Consider the following 20,125-nt stretch of genomic DNA (forward strand, 5'->3'; position numbering starts at 1 on the left):
CCTGGCAGGTTCCGATTTGGCTTCCGCCTTCACCGGCTCGAGCCGGCCGCTCTCGACACGCGGCGTCTCGACGCGCGCGGCGACTTCGGTGTTCGGCGTGCCGACCGAACCGGTGTGCTCCGAGGAGCGCAGCGAGCGCGGACGCGCGACGGCACGCGCCATCAGCATCTGGTTGCCGCCCTGGTGGTGGAAGTCGCAATAGGCAAAGCCCATGCCCGACACCGAGCCGCGGAAGCTGCGATCGTCGGTCTTTTCAAGGTTGAAACAGGGCTCGAACGGAATGCCCTTGATCGAGGCGCAGACGTTCTGGCCGCGGATCTGGAGCGTGTTGCCGGGCAGGCGGAGATGTTTGACCGGACCAGCTCCCGAGAACTGCACCGCGCCGGCGGCGCCGAGATCATCCAGAATGCGACCTGCGCCGCGGGTGCCGTCGAAACAGGTGAAGGCGAACACCTTGCCGGCGACGAAGCGGCGGGCCTCGTCGGCATTCATGCTTCCAGCAATGGCCGGCGCCAACGTCGCTGCCGCCGTGACAGCCCCCAACACAATACGCGCAAGCATGCTCAACTCCGAACCAACCCCAGCGCGGGCGATGCCTTATCTCTTTACCCGCTGCTTACCATACTAACCAAGGCAACATTGAAGCAGCTTGGTTGGTAAAGTCTGAACGCCGTTAGACAATTTTTACCACGATGCGACCGCGGACCTGGCCGGCCAGGATTTTCGCGCCCCATTCCGGAACTTCGTCAAGCGGAATTTCGTGAGTAATTTCAGATAGTTTGCTCCGATCCAGGTCGGAGGCCAGACGCTGCCAGGCGGCTTTTCGCGGCTCGATCGGGCACATCACGGAATCGATGCCGAGAAGGCACACCCCGCGCAAAATGAAAGGTGCGACAGAGGACGGCAGGTCCATGCCGGCCGCCAGGCCACAGGCCGCGATCGCACCGCCGTACTTCGTCATCGACAGGAGATTCGCCAGCGTGGTCGAACCGACGCTGTCGACGCCGCCGGCCCAGCGCTCCTTGGCGAGGGGCTTTGCCGGCGCCGACAATTCGTTGCGGTCGATGATTTCGGCTGCGCCGATCTCTTTCAGATAGTCCGCCTCGGAGGTCCGGCCGGTCGAGGCGATGACGTGGTAGCCGAGCTTGGACAGCACGGCGGTTGCAACCGATCCGACGCCGCCGGCCGCGCCGGTCACCACCACCGGGCCGCTCTTCGGCGACAGGCCGTGCTTTTCCAGCGCCAGCACGGAGAGCATCGCAGTGAAGCCGGCGGTGCCGATCGCCATGGCGTCACGCGCCGACAGTCCCTGCGGAAGCGCGACCAGCCAGTCGCCCTTCACCCGCGCCTTCTCGGCATAGGCGCCGAAATGGGTCTCGCCCATGCCCCAGCCGGTGCAGACGACCTTGTCGCCCGCCTTCCATGCAGGATGCGAGGAGGCTTCGACGGTACCGGCGAAATCGATGCCGGCGATCATCGGGAAGCGGCGGACCACCGGCGCCTTGCCGGTCAGTGCGAGGCCGTCCTTGTAGTTCAGCGTCGACCATTCGACACGGACGGTGACATCGCCCTCCATCAGTTCGGCGTCGTCGAACTGCGCGAGCGTGGCGGTGGTGCCCTTGTCCGCCTTGTCGATCCTGACAGCCTTGAATGTGGCCACGACTGCACTCCCTGAGACTTGTTTCAGGGAGTGTTTAACCGATCAGGCCGGCTGCGCAACCGCCCTCTGGACCGGTTTCTCCACGATCGGAAGGTTGATCAGCGCCGAGAGCACGCCGAACAGGATCGAGAGCCACCAGATCGGCGTATAGGACCCGAATTTTTCGAACACGATGCCCCCTAACCAGACGCCGAGGAAGCCGCCGACCTGATGGCTGACGAAGGCGAAGCCATAGAGCGTGGCGAGCCAGCGCGTACCGAACATCAGCGCCACCAGAGCCGAGGTCGGCGGCACCGTCGACAGCCAGGTCAGGCCCGAGACCGCGCCGAACGCGATCGCCGAGAACGGCGTGATCGGGAACGAGATGAAGGCCAGCGTCGCAAGCGCGCGGGTGAAGTAGATGACGGAGAGGATGTAGCGCTTGGGCAGCGAGTTCTGGAGATAGCCGACGCTGAGCGAGCCGATGATGTTGAACAGGCCGATCGCCGCGATCACCCAGCCGCCGGTTTGCGTCGAGATGCCGCGATCGACCAGGAAGGCCGGCAGATGCACGGTGATGAAGGCGAGCTGGAAACCGCAGGTGAAGAAGCCGAGCACCAGCAGCACATAGGAACGATGGCCGAAGGCTTCCGCGAGCGCCCTGGTGAAGGTCTGGTCGTCCGCAGGCACCTTGCTCGCGGAGCTGTCAACCGGCGGCGTGGCGAGCGCCAGTGCCAGCGGGATGATCAGCAGCATCAGGAAGCCGAACACGGTGAGCGCCTGCTGCCAGCCGAAATTGTCGATCAGCGCCACGCCGATCGGCGCGAACAGGAATTGCCCGAACGAGCCCGCCGCCGTGCCGGCACCGAGCGCGAGGCCGCGCTTCTCGGCCGGCAAGAGCTTGCTGAACGCCGACAGCACCAGATTGAACGAGCAGCCGGCGAGGCCAAAGCCGACCATGACGCCGGCGCCGATGTTGAGCGACAGCGGCGTCGAGGAATAGCGCATCAGCAAAAGGCCGCCGGCATAGAGCAGCGCGCCGACAAACATCACGCGGAACAGGCCGAAGCGATCGGCGACTGCGCCCGCGATGGGCTGGCCCAATCCCCACAGCAAGTTCTGGAAGGCGATCGCAAGGCCGAACACGTCGCGGCCCCAGGCGTATTCATGGCTCATCGGCTGCACGAAGAAGCCCAGCGCCGAGCGCGGGCCGAAGCCGAGCATGCCGATCGCGCAACCGGAGAGAATGATGATCGCCGGCGTGCGCCAGGAGGAGGAACGTGAAGCCGGACCGAGCTCGCCCACTTGTGTCGACATGCGCTTCCTCATCTGTCGCTGGCGGGTGCGAAACAGGCAGCCGCGAGTCAGGCGTTTAATGCAGGTGCATGAAAATCCCAAGTCAAAAATGATTGCGTTCCACGAAGGGCTGCCGCGGGAGCATTGCGTTTCCTTGCGGCCTCGCCTGACACGCTGGAGACGACTTAACGGGAATGTGTGCGGCCGGACCTAGCGTCCTGCCGAACCGCGTGATATCTTCGATTTACTCAGATTGAGTATATGTCAGAGCTGACGAACCGCACCGGCCCTCTCGGCCGGCTTTCTCAGGCTCCGCATATACTCATATTGAGTATAATTAGTGAACACGGGAGGCATGGATGCCGATCACTGGAATTTACGGCCCCGACGACTTTGCAGACCGGCCGCAGGGCCAAACCCCGGCCTCTCATCGCGCCGCGCCGGCACGACCAGGCGCCGCGCTGCCGATGCCCTCGCTGGAATGGACACCCGAAGTCGAGCGTGCCACCGCGCCGCTCTACGAGCGCGTCAAGCACGTGATCCCGTCGATCGAGTGGCCGCTGCTGGCGCCGACCATCAAGGCGATCAACGAACTGAAGCAGGCGCGCGGCGCGGTCATCCTCGCGCACAATTACCAGGCGCCCGAGATCTTTCACTGCGTGGCCGATATCGGCGGCGACTCGCTTCAGCTCGCTGTCGAGGCGACCAAAGTGAAGGCGAACATCATCGTCCAATGCGGCGTGCACTTCATGGCGGAGACGTCAAAGCTGCTCAACCCGGACAAGACGGTGCTGATCCCGGATTCGCGTGCCGGCTGCTCGCTCGCCGCCAGCATCACCGGTGCCGACGTCCGCCTGCTCCGTGAAAAATTTCCCGGCGTGCCCGTGGTTGCCTATGTCAACACTTCCGCGGAAGTGAAGGCCGAGGTCGACATCTGCTGCACCTCGTCGAACGCGGTGCAGGTGGTCGAGAGCCTGAACGCGCCGACCGTGATCTTCCTGCCCGACCGCTACCTCGCGACCTACGTGGCCTCGAAGACCGACGTGAAGATCATCGCCTGGAAGGGCGCCTGCGAGGTGCACGAGCGCTTCAAGGGCGAGGAGCTGCGTGCCTTTCGCGAGGCCGATCCGACCGTGCAGATCATCGCCCATCCGGAATGCCCGCCCGATGTGCTGGCGGAAGCCGACTTCACGGGCTCGACCGCGCACATGATCAACTGGGTGCGCGAGAAGCGTCCGCGGCGGCTGGTGATGATCACGGAATGCTCGATGGCCGACAATGTCCGCGCCGAGCTGCCCGACGTCGAGATGCTGCGCCCCTGCAATCTCTGTCCGCACATGAAGCGCATCACGCTCGCCAACATTCTGGAAAGCCTGCTGACGCTTGGCGAAGAGGTGACGATCGATCCGGCGCTTGCGGAACGTGCGCGGCGCTCGGTCGAGCGGATGATCAATCTGAAGAACTGAGAGCAGAACATGCAAGACACCATCCACAATCTCACCCGCAGCGCGGACGATGTCGTCATCGTCGGCGGCGGCCTGGCCGGACTCTTTTGTGCGCTCAAGCTCGCGCCGCGGCCGGTGACGCTGGTCTCGGCCGCGCCGCTCGGCCAGGGCGCATCGTCCGCATGGGCGCAAGGCGGCATCGCGGCGGCGGTGGCTGAAGGCGATACGCCGGAAGCACACGCTGCCGACACCATCGCGGTGGGCGGCGGCATCGTCGACGAAGCGATCGCACTCGGCATCGCGCGCGAGGCTGCGCCTCGCATCCATGACCTTCTCGGCTATGGCGTACCGTTCGATCGCGATCTCGAAGGCAGGCTCGCCGTAGGGCGCGAAGCTGCCCACTCGGCGCGGCGCATCGTGCATGTGCGCGGCGATGGCGCAGGCGCGGCCATCATCGCGGCGCTGAGCGAAGCCGTCCGGCGGACGCCCTCGATCCGCCTGATCGAAGGCTTTGTTGCCGAAACGCTGTTGACAGAGGACGGCGCCGTCGCCGGCCTTCAATTGCGTGAAGCCGGCAACGCGGCTGCACGGCCCGTCCGGCTCGCTGCACGCGCGGTGGTGCTCGCCACCGGCGGCCTCGGCCATCTCTACGCGGTCACCACCAACCCGATCGAGGCCGGCGGCTCCGGCCTTGCGATCGCGGCCCGCGCCGGCGCAGTGATCGCCGATCCTGAATTCGTGCAGTTCCACCCGACCGCCATCATGGCCGGGCGCGATCCCGCACCGCTCGCGACCGAAGCGCTGCGCGGCGAAGGCGCAACACTGATCAATGGCAATGGCGAGCGTTTCATGACCGCGCTTCATCCGCTGGCCGAGCTTGCGCCACGCGATATCGTGGCCCGCGGTGTGTTCGCCGAGATCGCGGCCGGACGCGGCGCCTTCCTCGATGCGCGGCAGGCGTTGGGGGCGCGTTTTGCCGACAGGTTCCCGGCAGTGCATGCCAGCTGCATCGCCGCCGGCATTGATCCTGCGACGCAAGCGATCCCGATTGCGCCCGCCGCGCACTATCATATGGGTGGCATCGCGGTGGACGAACGCGGTCGCAGCTCGATCGACGGGCTCTGGGCCGGCGGCGAAGTGTCGAGCACCGGCGCGCATGGCGCCAATCGCCTCGCCTCCAATTCCCTGCTCGAGGCCGTGGTCTATGCCGCGCGCATCGCCGACGACATCGCCGGCTGCGCCATCCCCTCGCCTGCGCGTCTTCCCGATCCGCTGGCGACGCCACGTAGCGGCGAGCCGGATGCTGCGGCCGTGAAGCGCCTGCGGACCATGATGAGCGCGCATGTCGGCGTGATCCGCGATTGTGACAGGCTTGCGGACGCCGTGCGCGGCTTCGCCGCGCTCGAACGCGAGGCAACCAGCATCGCCGTTCGCAATATGGCAACGACGGCCCTGCTCGTCGCGGCTTCGGCCTGGACGCGGCGCGAGAGCCGCGGCGCGCATTTCCGCTCCGACCATCCGGCGGAAATCCGCGCGCTCGCGCAACGAACCATGACCACGCTCGCCGCAGCGCGCGACGTTGCAGAAAGCCTCACCGACCGCCCGCTGCCCCACATCGCGCAACCCATGATCGCCTGAAGGAAGCCCCCATGATCACCCCAACCTCCCTGCTCTATCCCGACGCCTTCCTCTCACCGCTCGCGATCGACGAGGCCGTGCATCGCGCGCTCGACGAGGATCTCGGCCGCGCCGGCGACATCACCTCGCTTGCGACGATCCCGGAGGCCACCAAGGCGCAAGCCATCCTGGTCGCACGCCAGTCCGGCGTGATCGCCGGCTTGCCGCTGGCGCTCGCGACACTGCAAAAGCTCTCGCCGGATATCGAGGTGCGCGCGCACGTCCGCGACGCCGCGCGCGTTGCCCGCGGCCAGCAGGTGCTGACGATCTCCGGCCCCGCGCGCGCCATTCTTACCGCGGAACGAACAGCGCTGAATTTCGTCGGCCGGCTGTCGGGCGTTGCGACGCTGACGGCCGACTACGTCGCCCGCACCGAAGGCACGAAAATGCGCATCTGCTGCACGCGAAAGACGACGCCGGGCTTGCGTGCGCTGGAGAAATACGCCGTGCGCTGCGGCGGCGGCTTCAACCACCGCTTCGGGCTCGACGATGCCATCCTGATCAAGGACAACCACATCGCGGTTGCTGGCGGCATCCGTCCCGTGCTGGAGCGCGCCCGCGGCCGTGCCGGGCATCTCGTCAAGATCGAGATCGAGGTGGATACGCTGTCGCAGCTGCGCGAGGTGTTGGGCACGGGGATGGCTGACGCCGTGCTGCTCGACAACATGGATTTTGCGACGCTGCGCGAGGCTGTCAGGCTCAACGAGGGCCGCCTCAAGCTCGAGGCGTCCGGTGGCGTCACGCTGGACTCGATCGCCGCGATCGCAGCGACCGGCGTCGACTATGCGTCGGCAGGCGCACTGACGCATTCGGCGCCGAACTTCGACTGTGCGCTGGATATCGAGGCGTGAGAATGCTCTAGGCCCGGGGGCGGGTTGCACCTTTCCCGCTTGCGGGGGAGGTCGGCGCGAAGCGACGGATGGGGGCTTTCTCCACACGGGGGTCCTCGCTTGAGGAAGCACCCCCTCCCCCACCCTCCCCCGCAAGCGGGAGAGGGAGCGCACTTTCGCCGCGGCTGCGATTTAATTTGACTACCTTCGCTCGCTCACACCCATCTCGGCGGAACTCTTGGCTTCCTGCGCGAGCTCGGCCGAAAGCGCGGCGGTCTGGGCCGGGGTGCCCCAGCTCGGTTCCTCGCTGCCGTCGCCCCAATTGCGCGGGCGGTAGAAGGTGTGGACGCCGGTCTTGTACATCTTCTTCATCTCGGCGACCCAGGACGGGCGGACCCAATAGGCGTGGTAGTGGGTGGACTTGCCCACTTCGGGCAGCCAGATCTGGCCATCGAGCATCGCCTTCGAGATCTTCTTGGCGCGCTCCCACATCTCGGGCTCGCGGATCACGTCGGCATTGTTGTCGCAGGCGAAGGTGAACTGACAGGCGAGATGACGGTGCTTGTTCTGGTAGACCGCGCCGCACACGGTGTCGGGATATTTTCCGGAGAACACGCGATTCAGCACCACCTGCGCCACCGCGATCTGGCCGCGCACGGCCTCGCCGCGGGATTCGAAGTAGACGGCTTCGGCGAGGCACTTTTCCGACTTCGCACGCGACTTGTCGTCGAGCGCAAGCCGCTCGGCCGGCGATTTGGCGCGTTGGTTGTCGGCGTTGACCTCGCCCTTCGGCGCGACGCTCTCGCCGCTCTCGATGTCCTTGGCAATCGCTTCGGTCGGCGGCGACAATGACGCCGTCACCTTCATATCGGGATCGGGCGTGACGATCAGCGGCTCGGCGCCGGGCTGCCAGCTCTCGATGCTTTCGAGATTGCCTCCGAGCGAGGAACTGCCGAAGAACAGGTTCGAGGTCTTGACGCGGAACGGATCGCGCGGCGGCGCCGCCGGCAGAGTCGCCTGCTTCAGCGCTTCGAGCGGCTGAACCGCGAACGCGCGCGCGGCGTCACTGGCTTGCGGCGGATTGGCATATTGCGGCAGCGGCGGCGCGCGCAGCGCTTCGGCCAGCTCGGGATCGAGTGCGGCCGCGGACTCCGGCGACATCGCTTGCGGCAATACGGCGGCAGTCTTGGCGCCGAACACCGAGCCGTTGGACGTCGCGGGATCGTCTCGCGTGGGTGCCGCAGCCGGGGCGGCTGCGTCTGGAGATGCCGCAGGAGGTGCGATGGCGAGGCGATCACCTTTCATGGAGCGATCGACCTTGGGAAAATCGGCGGCCTGGTAGCGGGGCGGCGCCTGGAGCGCCGGATTGCGGGCAATCGCGCCGGTGACGTCGCGACCATCGAGGCTTGCGAGGCGAACCATCGCACTCTGCGGAATCGACGTGCCGATGGGACGGGAGAAGCTATAGGTGGCGAGCTGGATCGAGGACGCCGCGGAGAACACCTGCTTCTGCCAACGCTCGGCGACGCCGGGCTGACGTGCCAGCAACGACGAAATGTCCTGATAGCCGGTCTCTCTCGGCATCAATGCGAAGATGCAGAGACCGATGCCGAAGGACGCGAACCGCGCGCCCTTCGGATGGTTACGCAACACAGACATCGATACGCTCACGCTACGCTTACGCCAGAAAAATCGAACCGCAGTGCATCCGTGCAATTCGATCTTTATCGTAAGTATCCAATTTAGGTTGCCGGGGCGTTAATCGGCGTTGCGCGCGCGGCACACTCAAGCGATTGCAGGTGTTTTCACGGGGCAATTGCGTGTGTGGTGAATATCCGCTGACGAGAAGCGGTAAACATCTGGTCAACGGGAATGGTGAAGGAACTCTTGCGCGCACGTATCATTACGGGACGCGAAATGAGTTCCCTCCGCCGTCAGTGCGAGCGCAGCGAAGCAATCCAGAGTCTTTCCGCGGAGGGATTCCGGATTGCTTCGCTGCGCTCGCAATGACGTGTGGATAGAGCGTTGCCTGAAATGAATGAGGCGGGGCCAAAGCCCCGCCTCTCTCAACTCAATCATGCGCTTCGCCTTACGCCTGGCTCGCGACCGCCTTGCCGAGCGCGGCTTGCGCTGCTGCCAGACGCGCGATCGGCACGCGGTAGGGCGAGCACGACACGTAGTCGAGGCCGATGTTGTGGCAGAAGGCAACGGAGGCGGGATCGCCGCCGTGCTCGCCGCAGATGCCGACCTTGAGCTTCGGGCGCGTCTTGCGGCCGCGCGCGACGCCGATCTTGACCAGCTCGCCGACGCCTTCCTGGTCGAGCGCGACGAACGGATCGATCGGCAGGATGCCCTTGGACACGTAGGTGCCGAGGAAGCTCGCCGCGTCGTCGCGGCTGATGCCGTAGGTGGTTTGCGTCAGATCGTTGGTGCCGAAGGAGAAGAACTCGGCGCTCTCCGCGATCTCGGCCGCGAGCAGGCAGGCACGCGGCAGCTCGATCATGGTGCCGACCTGGTAGGCGATCTTGGTGTTGCTGTCGCGCATCACCGCCTTCGCGGTGGAGTCGATGCGCGCCTTGACGAGGTCGAGCTCCATCTTGGTCGCGATCAGCGGCACCATCACCTCGAGACCGACGGCCTTGCCGGTGCGCTTCTCGGCCTCGACCGCCGCCTCGAAGATCGCACGCGCCTGCATCTCGGCGATTTCAGGATAGGCGATCGCGATGCGGCAGCCGCGGAAGCCGAGCATCGGATTGAACTCCGACAACTCACGCGCGCGATCAGCCAGGCGCCGCGGGTCGGTGTTCATGGCGCGCGCCACTTCCTCGACCTCGGCGTGGGTGTGCGGCAGGAACTCGTGCAGCGGCGGATCGAGCAAGCGGATCGTGACGGGCAGACCCTTCATGATCTCGAACAGCTCGACGAAGTCGGCGCGCTGCATCGGCAGCAGTTTTGCCAGCGCGGCGCGGCGCGATTGCTCGTCCTCGGAGAGGATCATCTCGCGCACCGTGCGAATGCGCGTCTCCTCGAAGAACATGTGCTCGGTGCGGCACAGGCCGATGCCTTCCGCGCCGAACTTGATCGCGGTGCGCGCGTCTTCCGGCGTATCGCCATTGACGCGAACGCCGATCTTGCGGACCTGGTCGGCCCACTTCATCAGCGTGCCGAACTCGCCGGACAGCTCCGGCTCGATCATCGGCATGCGGCCGGCGAGCACCTGGCCGAGCGAACCGTCGATGGTGATGACGTCGCCGGTCTTGAAGGTGCGCGAGCCGATGCTCATCGTGCCGCGGCCGTAGTCGACGCGGATGGTGCCGCAACCGGAGACGCAGGGCTTGCCCATGCCGCGCGCGACCACCGCGGCATGCGAGGTCATGCCGCCGCGGGTGGTCAGGATGCCTTCGGCGGCGTGCATGCCGTGGATGTCCTCGGGGCTGGTTTCGATGCGGACCAGGATGACCTTGCGGCCGTCGCCCTGAAGCTTGGCGGCTTCATCCGAGGAGAACACGATCTCGCCGGAGGCCGCACCCGGGGATGCCGGCAGGCCGGTCGCGATCACGTCGCGCTTGGCGCCGGGATCGATGGCCGGATGCAGCAGCTGGTCGAGCGAGGCGGGATCGATCCGCATCACCGCTTCCTTCTTGGTGATCAGGCCTTCATTGGCGAGCTCGACCGCGATACGCAGCGCCGCCTTGGCGGTGCGCTTGCCGCCGCGGGTCTGGAGCATCCACAGCTTGCCCTGCTCGACCGTGAACTCCATGTCCTGCATGTCGCGGTAGTGCTTCTCGAGCAGCGTGTAGATCCGCGTCAGCTCCTTGAAGGCCTCCGGCATCGCCGCTTCCATCGATGCCTTGTCCGAGCCCGACTCCTTGCGCGCCTCCTCGGTGATGTCCTGCGGCGTGCGGATACCCGCCACCACGTCCTCGCCTTGCGCGTTGATCAGGAACTCGCCGTAGAGCTTGCTCTCGCCGGTCGAGGGATTGCGGGTGAAGGCAACGCCGGTCGCCGAGGTCTCGCCCATGTTGCCGAACACCATGGCCTGCACGTTGACCGCGGTGCCCCAGGATTCCGGAATGTCGTGCAGCTTGCGGTAGGTCACCGCGCGCGCGTTCATCCAGGATGAAAACACGGCACCGATCGCGCCCCAGAGTTGGTCATGCGGATCCTGCGGGAAATCCTTGCCGGTCTCACGGGCGACCGCGTCCTTGTACTTGCCGACCAAATCGACCCAGTCCTCGGCGGAGAGGTCGGTGTCGAGCGTGTAGCCCTGGCTGTCCTTGAAGGTGTCGAGGATTTCCTCGAAGTGATGATGCTCGAAGCCGAGCACCACGTCCGAATACATGGTGATGAAGCGGCGATAGCTGTCATAGGCGAAGCGGCGGTCGCCCGACAGTTCCGACAGCGCTTCGACGGTCTCGTCGTTGAGGCCGAGATTGAGCACGGTGTCCATCATGCCCGGCATCGAGGCGCGCGCGCCGGAGCGCACGGAGACGAGCAGCGGGTTCTTGGTGTCGCCGAAGATCTTGCCGGTCAACTTGCCGACATGGTCGAGCGCTTTCTCAACCTGAGACTGCAATTCCTTCGGGTAGGACTTGTCGTGTGCATAGAAGTAAGTGCAGACCGAGGTTGGGATGGTGAAGCCGGGAGGCACGGGAAGGCCGAGATTGGCCATCTCGGCGAGGTTGGCGCCCTTGCCGCCGAGCAGGTCGCGCATCTCGGTCCGGCCCTCGGCCTTGCCGTCGCCGAATGTGAACACCCATTTGCCGGCCTTGGCCGCGGCGGGCGCCGCTTTGGCCGGTGCGGCCTTCACAGCGACCTTGGCGGCAACCTTCGGCGCAGCCGGCTTGGTCGCAGCCTTCGCGGCGGGCTTGGCAGCCGGCTTCGAGACCGGCCTGGCGGCGGCCTTCGCCGGGGCCTTGGCGACCGGCTTGGGAGCGCTCTTGGCGAGCGCCTTGCGGGCCGCCGGCGCGGCCTTCGCCTTGGCGGAGGGCTTTGATTTCGCTGCAGTTTTAGAAGGCTTCGAGGCGGCTTTGGCCATAGCTTGCACACAACCTGCGAGAGGAAAGGGAAATCGCGCGCCTTACACCACTTTGGGCAGGGTCGCGCAAGTCGAAGAGTTCCGGAAAATGAAGGCCTAGAGATGGAGCCACTTCAACAATCCGAGCCCGATCGCACCATTTATGATGAGAAAGATCGCGACGATCAGGTTGAGAAGGCGCGGCATGATCAGGATCAGCACGCCCGCAAGCAGCGACAGGATCGGCGAAATGTGGGCGACAGTGATGTGCATGAATTGTCTTTCCGTGAGGTCGAGGCGAATCGCGGCCGGATCATAGCGGACCGGGTTCCGCGGGTAGAGACGCGTAAGACGCGAGCGAGTTCCCGGCTTCGCGAAAACTGCCCGAAAATGCCGCGAATGCGGCAAGCCATTTTCCGGAACATCACGCGCGTCGCAGCATTGGCAACCGGTCGCGCCATTGGCGCCGGCTGAAATCATGTCGAAGGAGTTGCCCATGCGGAACAGGATTCTCGCTCTCGCAGCGCTTGGCGTCGCGCTTGGTGCGCCGGTGGCGGCACAGGCGCAAAGCGGCATTACGGTGGGACGCGCGCCCGTCGTGGTCGACAGCGGCCCGACCATTGCGGTCGAACAGCGGCCGGCCTTCCGCGACTATGTCGTCGAACAGCGTGTGCCCGCGTTCCGGATTCCGGACCGCGTGGTGGTCGGTGCCACCTTACCAGATAGCGGCGTCACCTATTATGACGTGCCGCAACGTTTCGGCGCCACCACATATCGCTACACCGTCGTGAACGGCGAAACCGTGCTGGTCGAGCCGCGCTCGCGCCGCATCGTCGAGGTGCTGGACTAGCACTCGACACGAGTTGAACTCGATGTCCGGCGCGTCAAAATCAGGCTGACGCGTGAAGCTTGTCACGGACATCAGGCCCCGCCCGGTTCTCCCCCCGCCGGGTGGGGCTTTTTTGTGCTTCGAGTATGCGAGCTCTCGTGTCCCGGGCAAGCGAAGCGCGACCCGGGACCCAGAAACTCTGAGCACGCGGCGGCATGGGCCCCGGCTCTGCAGCGCACCGCCAAGTGGCGCTGCGCTGCGTTCGGGGCACGAGAGTTGCGATACCCGCGCCTCAATCCTGGATCTTCGAGAAATCCGCCACCGCACGCGTGGCGCTGCGGATCTCGTTCAGCAGCTTCAGACGGTTCTCACGCACCTTCGGATCGTCGTCGTTGACCCGCACCTTGTCGAAGAACGCATCGACCGGCGAACGGAGCTTCGCCATCGCGCTCATCGCAGCGGCGAAGTCTTCCTTGGCGACGGCGGCGCTTGCCTCCGCCTGCACTTCACCGATCGCCTTCGCCAGCGCCTTCTCCTCGCCGAGGCCATACAGCGCAGCATCCGGCGCGCCATCGAAGCTGCGCTTGTCCTTCTTCTCCTCGATGCCGAGGATATTGCTGGCGCGCTTGATGCCGGCCAGCAGGTTCTTGCCATCGTCGGTCTCGAGGAATTTTCCGAGCGCCTCGACGCGGCGAACGATCATCAAGAGATCGTCCTGGCCACCGAGCGCGAACACGGCGTCGACGAGATCGTGCCGCGCGCCCTGCTCCCGAAGCTGGACTTTCAGGCGGTCGGCGAAGAAGGCGAGCAGATCACTCGGAAGCTTCGACGCATCGGCCGGCTTCACGGACAGGCCGGCGAGGGCGGACGCCGCCACCTTCATGAGCGACAGCCGCAGCGCGTTCTCGGCAATCAGCCTGATCACGCCCAACGCCGCACGTCGCAGCGCGTAAGGGTCCTTGCTGCCCGTCGGCTTTTCGTCGATGGCCCAGAAGCCGACGAGCGTGTCGAGCTTATCTGCAAGTGCGACCGCAACGCTGACAGGATCGGTCGGCACGCGATCCGCGGGGCCTTGCGGCTTGTAGTGCTCTTCGCACGCAGCCGCGACCGAGGCATCCTCGCCCTGCGCCAGCGCGTAATACTTGCCCATCAGGCCCTGAACCTCAGGGAATTCGCCGACGACTTCGGTCAGCAAATCCGCCTTGGCCAGATGCGCGGCGCGCGTTGCCTTGGCGACATCGGCGCCGACCAGCGGCGCGATCTCGGCGGCAAGGCGTTCAATACGCTTGATGCGCGCTGCCTGCGTCCCGAGCTTCTCGTGGAACACGATCTGCTCGAACTTCGGCAGGCGGTCTTCCAGCTTCGTCTTGAGGTCCGTCTCGTAGAAGAACTTCGCATCCGACAGCCGCGGACGGATGACGCGCTCGTTGCCTGAGACGATGGTCTTGCCGCCGTCGGCCGCCTCGATATTGGCTGTCAGCACGAACTTGTTGGTCAGCTTGCCGGTCTTGGCATCCCTGACCACAAAACACTTCTGGTTGTTGCGGATGGTGGCGCGGATCACCTCTTCGGGGATCGCGAGATATTCCGCCTCGAACGATCCCATCATGACGACAGGCCATTCGACGAGACCCGAGACTTCGTCGAGCAGCACCTGGTCCTCGACCAGCTCAAAGCCTTGCGCAAACGTCAATTCCTTGGCGTCGGCGAAGATGATGTCCTTGCGCGCCTGCGGATCGAGGATGACTTTTGCGGCCTTCAACTTGGCTTCGTAGTCCTCGAAACGGCGCACGTTGATCGCAGCCGGCGCCATGAAGCGATGACCATAGGTCGTCTGGCCGGTCTCGATGCCATCGATCTCGAACTTCACGACATCGGGCTCTTCCGTCTCGGGCCCGAAGGTCGCGACGATCGCGTGCAGCGGGCGCACCCAGCTCAGCGAGCCGGGCTTGCCCGAGCGCGCGCCCCAGCGCATCGATTTCGGCCACGGGAAGGTGCGGATGATGACGGGCAGGATTTCCGCGAGCACGTCGATCGCGTCGCGGCCGGGCTTCTCGATCAGGCCGATGTAGAAATCACCCTTGGGGTCGCGCTGGATCTTGGCTTCGTCCAGCGATTTCAGGCCTGTCGCTTTCAGAAAGCCCTGCACGGCCGCATCGGGCGCGCCGACTTTCGGTCCGCGGCGTTCAGTCTTCAGATCAGGCTGGCGCGCGGGGATGCCGTGCACGGTGAGCGCGAGGCGGCGCGGGGTCGAGAACGCCTTCGCGCCCTCATAGACGAGGCCTTCGGCGACGAGCTTGTCGGTGACCATGCGGCGCAGATCGTCGGCCGCCTTGGCCTGCATGCGCGCGGGGATTTCTTCCGAGAACAGTTCAAGCAAAAGATCGGGCATCAGGCCGCTCCGCCCGCTTCAGTATGAATCCAGGCCTCGCCGCAGGCTTTTGCCAATTCACGCACGCGAAGAATGTAGCTCTGCCGCTCGGTCACGGAGATCACGCCGCGGGCATCGAGCAGGTTGAAGACGTGGCTTGCCTTGATGCACTGGTCGTAGGCGGGCAGCGCCATCAGATGCGCCTCGCGCTTGCCGTCCTTCCAGCCTGCTTCCAGGTACTTTCTGCACGCGCCTTCGGCCATCTTGAACTGCTCGAACAGCATGGCGGTGTCGGCAACTTCAAAATTGTGCTTCGAATATTCGCGCTCGGCCTGGAGGAAGACGTCGCCATAGGTGACCTTGGCGTCACCGTCGCGGCCGTTGAAGTTGAGATCGTAGACGCGGTCGACGCCCTGCACATACATCGCGAGGCGCTCGAGCCCGTAGGTGAGCTCGCCCGCGACCGGCGCGCATTCAAAGCCCGCGACCTGCTGGAAATAAGTGAACTGGGAGACTTCCATGCCGTCGCACCAGCATTCCCAGCCGAGGCCCCAGGCGCCCAGCGTCGGGCTCTCCCAATCGTCCTCGACGAAGCGGATGTCGTGCACGGCGGAATCGATGCCGATCGCGGCGAGCGACTTCAGGTACAGCTCCTGAAGGTTCGGCGGCGACGGCTTCATGATGACCTGGAACTGGTAGTAGTGCTGCATCCGGTTCGGATTCTCGCCGTAGCGGCCGTCCTTGGGCCGGCGCGAGGGCTGCACATAGGCGGCGTTCCAGGGTTTTGGTCCGAGCGCGCGCAGCGTGGTCGCCGGATGGAAGGTGCCCGCACCCATCTCCATGTCGTAGGGCTGCAGGATCACGCAGCCCTGCTCGGCCCAGAACCGCTGGAGCGCGAGGATGAAGCCCTGGAACGAACGTTCCGGGCGCATATGGGCGGGCAATGAGGCGTCCATCGTCAGATCAGGCTCTCGCGGGGGTTTTGGATCGCGCGGGACCGTATCGACGGTGGGGGTGGGAATCAAGGCAAAGGGGGCTTCTTACCTCTTCCGCTTGCGGGAGAGGTCGCGCCGAAGGCGCGGGTGAGGGCTCTGTCCTCTTGGGGGTTCTCGCCAGTGGAGGGACCCCCTCCCCAACCCTCCCCCGCAAGCGGGAGAGGGAGTGCACCGCGCGTGCGGTGGCACCGGCTAACCCGGCCGGTAAGCCCCGGTCACGGGATCACGCTTCAGCGTCTGGATATTCCCCATATGGGCGGCCTCGGCGACGCGCGAGAGGCGCATCTCCTCCAGCTCCTGGTTGATCCGGACGGCGGTCTTGTAGGCCCAGCGGACCACGGCAAGCCCGCCCAGGACGCCCGCGAAAGCGACGAACGGCGGCATCGGTCGTTCCTTGTTCACAGTGCTCAGCCCCCGCGCGCATTCTTGCGCAGACCGGGCCGCGCCGCAATTGGCTCGGGCCGGACCAAATGGCGCGGCAGGGGCGTCGCCTAGAACCCGAATTTTGCCCAGATCGCCCGCGTCTCGACCGCCGAGATCAGATCGTCCGGCAAGCCGGCCATTGATTCCATGGCCGAAAGCTGCCCCGCGCCGGGCGATTTCCGCCCCAGAAGGCCGGACAGCAGACCGGTCGGCTGGGCAATCACGGGGGTGAGAACCTTCTCGCCATAGCGGGCACGAAGAGTTGAGCGGAGATCGCCGATGCTGTCGGCGAGCCCCAGCGCGACCGCGCTCTCGCCGGCCCAGTATTCCCCCGTGAACAGCGTGTCGTCGGCGCCCTTCAGCCGCGTGCCGCGGCTCTCCTTGACCAGCGAAATGAAGATCTGGTGGATCTCGCGCTGGATCGCCTTGAGCTTGGCGACGTCGTCGGGATTCTCGGGCAGGAACGGATCGAGCATCGCCTTGTGCGAGCCGGCCGTGTAGAGACGCCGCTCGATGCCGAGCCGCTTGATCGCCTCCTGGAAACCGAAGCTGCCGCCGACCACGCCGATCGAGCCGAGGATCGAGGACGGATCGCAGATGATCTCGTCGCCGGCGCAGGCGATCATGTAGCCGCCGGAGGCCGCGACGTCCTCGACGAAGACAAGCACCGGCAGCTTCTTCTCCGCTGCGAGCTGCTTGATGCGCAGATAGATCTGGCGCGACTGCACCGGCGAGCCGCCGGGCGAGTTGATCACCAGCGCCACCGCCTTGGCGTTGCGCATCGAGAAGGCCCGCTCCAGCACGCGCGCGACGCCCGCCAGCGACATGCCCGGACGCAGCGGCGTCACCGCGCCGATCACACCTGACAGCCGCACCACGGGCACAACGGCCGTGCCGGGACGGAAGCGCGCCGGCAGATATTGCATGAGCTTGTCGGCCAGGCCGGAACTCGTGCGATCGTTCAATTGTTCGGCCATGCCGTTACCTCTGATTAACCATTTCTTATCACGCGACTGTCATTGAAAGTGCCTGGAACGTGTTTTGCAGATTTCCCGTTGGGAAGCTGCAATGAAGCAGCGGAGGAAACGCCATGAAGATCTATCTGCTGATACTGCTGATGTGCGCGCTTTTCACCGCGATTCGCTTTACCTCGGCCGAGACGCAGCACACGGAATCGCTTCCGCAGTAAGCCGTCACGGCTCTGCCAGCGGCAAAACCGCCCTCCCCTCCAGAATATCCTTCACCTCTTTTTTAGGCACGATTGACTCTTCGTTAAGCATCAGGCCCGGCAGCAATCGCGTCGGCGCTCTGCCGCCTTTGATCGCGCGCACCAGCACGCGGATCGCGGGCCGTCCCGCTTCACCGTGAACCGGCAGCACCACGAGGCTGCCGAAGCCGCGTGACAGCGCGGCCAAAACCTCACTGATCCCGTCTGCCCGCCAGATCAAGGTCAGCACGCCATTCGATCGGAGGATACGCCGCGCTGCATGCACCCACGCATGCAGCGTCTCCTCTGTCGCCACATGCGCGCTGTGGCGCGCCTGATCCGGCGAGCCGCGATGCCGCGCGGGATCGTTGAAGGGCGGATTCGTCAGCACCACGTCGACGCTGTCAGGCAAGAGCCCATGTGCCGCAAACGCCTGCGCATCCGCCGTGACGTCGAGCACGATCGTCTCGGCTGGAATCGCATTTGCCGCCGCATTGGCGCGCGCCAGCGCCGCCAGTTCCGGATCGATCTCGACCAGGCCGAGACGGATTCCGGCCACGCGGCGGGCGAGCGCCAGCCCGGCCGTGCCGATGCCGGCGCCGAGATCGACCACGCGATCGCCTCCCTTCGCCTCCGTGGCCGCCGCGAGCAAAATGGCATCGTGCCCGGCGCGATGGCCGGACCGCTTCTGCTTCAGCAGCAACTGGCCGCCGAGAAAGGCGTCCTCGGTGAGGTCGGCCTCAATCATCGCCGCGCAGTTCGTGGCTGAGGCCCGCCTCGGTCAGGAGCGCCCGCGCCTCCTGGGCGTCGTCCTCATGAACCAATATCCGCCGGGGCAGAATGCCGAGCGAGCCCTCGATGATGCTCATGTTCTGGTCCAGCACCAGATGATGGATGTTGGCTCCGTCGAGCAGCGCGCCGATCGCCGACACCAGCACCATATCGTTGGTCCGAACCAGTTCACGCAAAACACGGGTCTCCTGCCCAAAGGGGCTAAAGCGGCAAATGTCAATGGTTCCACGGCCCTTGCCGCATCCGCCGCCAGTTTCTATTGTATTTCCATCAGAATAGCCCTTCCGGGGCAAATATTGGAGACCGGCGTGGCCGTCATCGTACCTTTCGAAACTCCCGGCGCGTCGATCGAAGAGCTGGTTGCCCTTGTCGCCCCTGATATGGAGCGCGTCAACGCCACGATCCTGTCGCGGACCGGGTCTGATGTGACCATGATCCCCGAGGTCGCCAACCATCTGATCTCCTCCGGCGGCAAGCGCCTGCGCCCGATGCTGACGCTCGCCATGGCCAACCTCGCCGGCTACACCGGCGACGGCCACATCAAGCTCGCCGCCTCCGTCGAGTTCATGCACACCGCCACCTTGCTCCACGACGACGTCGTGGACGAGAGCGAGATGCGGCGTGGCAAGCTGTCGGCGCGGATGCTGTGGGGCAACGAGGCGAGCGTGCTGGTCGGCGACTTCCTGCTGGGCCAAGCGTTCCGCATGATGGTCGAGGTCGGCTCGCTGCGCGCGCTCGACATCCTCTCCGCCGCCGCCGCCACCATTGCCGAGGGCGAGGTGATGCAGCTCGCTGCGGCCAAGAACACCGCCACCACCGAGGACGAATATCTCGCCGTGATCCGCGGCAAGACCGCCGAGCTGTTTGCGGCCGCCTGCGAGGTCGGGCCCGTGATCGCCAACCGCCCGAAGGCGGAGCAGACCGCCTGCCGTTCGGTCGGCATGAATCTCGGCATCGCCTTCCAGCTCGTCGACGACGTGCTCGACTATGGCGGCAAGAGCGCAAAGCTCGGCAAGAACACCGGCGACGATTTTCGCGAGGGCAAGATCACGCTGCCGGTCGTGCTCGCCTTCCGCCGTGGCAACGACACCGAGCGCGCCTTCTGGATCCGGGCGCTCGAGCGCGGCGAGATCGGCGACAGCGACCTCGATCACGCCATCGGATTGATGAACAAGCACCGCGCGCTGGAAGACACGATCAGCCGCGCCCACCACTACGGCGCCATGGCCGTGGACGCGCTGGCGCTGTTCCCGTCCTCGCCGATGAAGAGTGCGCTGGAGCAGGTGGTGGCGTTTTGTCTGGCGCGGTCGCATTAGGGCGATCGCCTCCCGGCACTCCTATCGCTTCCGCGCTGCCAATAGCCCCGTCATCCTGAGGCACGAGTGGCGCAATGCAAAGCATTGCGCCGGGAGCCTCGAAGGATGCACGGCCGAGATGCATCCGGGCCGTCGCCCTTCGAGGCTTGCTCTGCTGCGCTTTGCGCAGCAGAGCGCGCACCTCAGGGTGACGGTGTTGGATCCGTGCGCATTGCTCCCACACCGTCATTGCGAGCGCAGCGAAGCAATCCAGTCTGCCACCGCGGCGAGACTCTGGATTGCTTCGCT

General features: G+C 65.4%; 17 protein-coding genes. 5 read left to right on the forward strand and 12 right to left on the reverse strand.

The annotated features are described in order from the left end of the window. From PMI42_RS05745 to PMI42_RS05755, 3 genes are all read right to left on the reverse strand, one after another. Positions 1-561 (reverse strand): hypothetical protein (locus PMI42_RS05745; RefSeq protein ID WP_008131445.1); only part of this gene is annotated, 561 nt, incomplete at its 3' end. Positions 562-673: 112 nt separating this feature from the next. Then, positions 674-1,660, reverse strand: a complete 987-nt coding sequence (acuI, locus tag PMI42_RS05750) for an acrylyl-CoA reductase (NADPH) (RefSeq protein WP_008131446.1) — start codon at positions 1,658-1,660, stop codon at positions 674-676. Positions 1,661-1,702: 42 nt separating this feature from the next. Beyond that, positions 1,703-2,956 carry an MFS transporter gene (locus tag PMI42_RS05755; protein ID WP_008131448.1) on the reverse strand — a complete coding sequence of 418 codons (1,254 nt, stop codon included), beginning with the start codon at positions 2,954-2,956 and terminating at the stop codon, positions 1,703-1,705. A 338-nt stretch (positions 2,957-3,294) separates the two neighbouring features. Here PMI42_RS05755 and nadA point away from each other — a divergent pair, with 338 nt between their 5' ends. The 3 genes from nadA to nadC are packed head-to-tail and all read left to right on the forward strand — an operon-like array spanning position 3,295 to position 6,908. Further along, positions 3,295-4,401: a quinolinate synthase NadA gene (nadA, locus tag PMI42_RS05760; RefSeq protein WP_008131450.1), complete on the forward strand. Its 1,107-nt coding sequence runs from the start codon at positions 3,295-3,297 to the stop codon at positions 4,399-4,401. 9 nt (positions 4,402-4,410) lie between these two features. Next, positions 4,411-6,018: an L-aspartate oxidase gene (locus tag PMI42_RS05765; RefSeq protein WP_008131451.1), complete on the forward strand. Its 1,608-nt coding sequence runs from the start codon at positions 4,411-4,413 to the stop codon at positions 6,016-6,018. Between the two features lie 11 nt (positions 6,019-6,029). Then, a complete protein-coding gene (nadC, locus tag PMI42_RS05770; RefSeq protein ID WP_008131452.1) occupies positions 6,030-6,908 on the forward strand; it encodes a carboxylating nicotinate-nucleotide diphosphorylase in 879 nt (292 codons plus the stop codon). A gap of 180 nt (positions 6,909-7,088) precedes the next feature. On the opposite strand, the gene PMI42_RS05775 is transcribed toward nadC, so the two are convergent. The 3 genes from PMI42_RS05775 to PMI42_RS37815 all read right to left on the reverse strand — a co-directional run bounded on the left by PMI42_RS05775 (position 7,089) and on the right by PMI42_RS37815 (position 12,177). Beyond that, a complete protein-coding gene (locus PMI42_RS05775; protein ID WP_008131453.1) occupies positions 7,089-8,546 on the reverse strand; it encodes a cell wall hydrolase in 1,458 nt (485 codons plus the stop codon). Positions 8,547-8,976: 430 nt separating this feature from the next. Next, the gene (gene ppdK / locus PMI42_RS05780) at positions 8,977-11,925 is read right to left on the reverse strand and encodes a pyruvate, phosphate dikinase (RefSeq protein WP_008131455.1); all 2,949 of its coding nucleotides are present in this window, start codon (positions 11,923-11,925) and stop codon (positions 8,977-8,979) included. A gap of 96 nt (positions 11,926-12,021) precedes the next feature. After that, entirely contained in the window at positions 12,022-12,177 is a 156-nt protein-coding gene (locus tag PMI42_RS37815) for a DUF3096 domain-containing protein (protein WP_007594951.1), read from the reverse strand. A 223-nt stretch (positions 12,178-12,400) separates the two neighbouring features. Here PMI42_RS37815 and PMI42_RS05790 point away from each other — a divergent pair, with 223 nt between their 5' ends. Further along, entirely contained in the window at positions 12,401-12,754 is a 354-nt protein-coding gene (locus tag PMI42_RS05790; protein ID WP_008131459.1) for a DUF1236 domain-containing protein, read from the forward strand. 271 nt (positions 12,755-13,025) lie between these two features. Here the strand turns inward: PMI42_RS05790 and glyS are convergent, their stop codons facing one another. From glyS to PMI42_RS05820, 6 genes are all read right to left on the reverse strand, one after another. Further along, on the reverse strand, positions 13,026-15,125 hold the full coding sequence (glyS, locus tag PMI42_RS05795; protein WP_008131460.1) for a glycine--tRNA ligase subunit beta: 2,100 nt from the start codon (positions 15,123-15,125) through the stop codon (positions 13,026-13,028). Continuing rightward, a complete protein-coding gene (locus PMI42_RS05800) occupies positions 15,125-16,060 on the reverse strand; it encodes a glycine--tRNA ligase subunit alpha (protein WP_008131461.1) in 936 nt (311 codons plus the stop codon). Before PMI42_RS05800 ends, glyS begins: the two co-directional genes overlap by 1 nt. Positions 16,061-16,291: 231 nt before the next feature. After that, positions 16,292-16,483, reverse strand: coding sequence for a hypothetical protein (locus PMI42_RS05805; protein ID WP_008131462.1), 192 nt, complete (start codon positions 16,481-16,483; stop codon positions 16,292-16,294). Between the two features lie 107 nt (positions 16,484-16,590). Next, entirely contained in the window at positions 16,591-17,499 is a 909-nt protein-coding gene (locus tag PMI42_RS05810) for a S49 family peptidase (RefSeq protein WP_008131465.1), read from the reverse strand. Positions 17,500-17,715: 216 nt separating this feature from the next. Further along, on the reverse strand, positions 17,716-18,477 hold the full coding sequence (locus PMI42_RS05815; protein ID WP_008131469.1) for a tRNA1(Val) (adenine(37)-N6)-methyltransferase: 762 nt from the start codon (positions 18,475-18,477) through the stop codon (positions 17,716-17,718). Further along, the gene (locus tag PMI42_RS05820; protein WP_008131471.1) at positions 18,470-18,697 is read right to left on the reverse strand and encodes a putative signal transducing protein; all 228 of its coding nucleotides are present in this window, start codon (positions 18,695-18,697) and stop codon (positions 18,470-18,472) included. The genes PMI42_RS05815 and PMI42_RS05820 overlap by 8 nt, the downstream gene beginning before the upstream one ends. A gap of 132 nt (positions 18,698-18,829) precedes the next feature. On the opposite strand from PMI42_RS05820, the gene PMI42_RS05825 reads away from it, so the two are divergent. Beyond that, positions 18,830-19,837, forward strand: a complete 1,008-nt coding sequence (locus tag PMI42_RS05825; protein WP_008131473.1) for a polyprenyl synthetase family protein — start codon at positions 18,830-18,832, stop codon at positions 19,835-19,837. The last annotated feature ends 288 nt before the right edge of the window (positions 19,838-20,125 follow it).

The sequence above is a fragment of the Bradyrhizobium sp. YR681 genome, assembly GCF_000282615.1.
GTDB lineage: Bacteria > Pseudomonadota > Alphaproteobacteria > Rhizobiales > Xanthobacteraceae > Bradyrhizobium.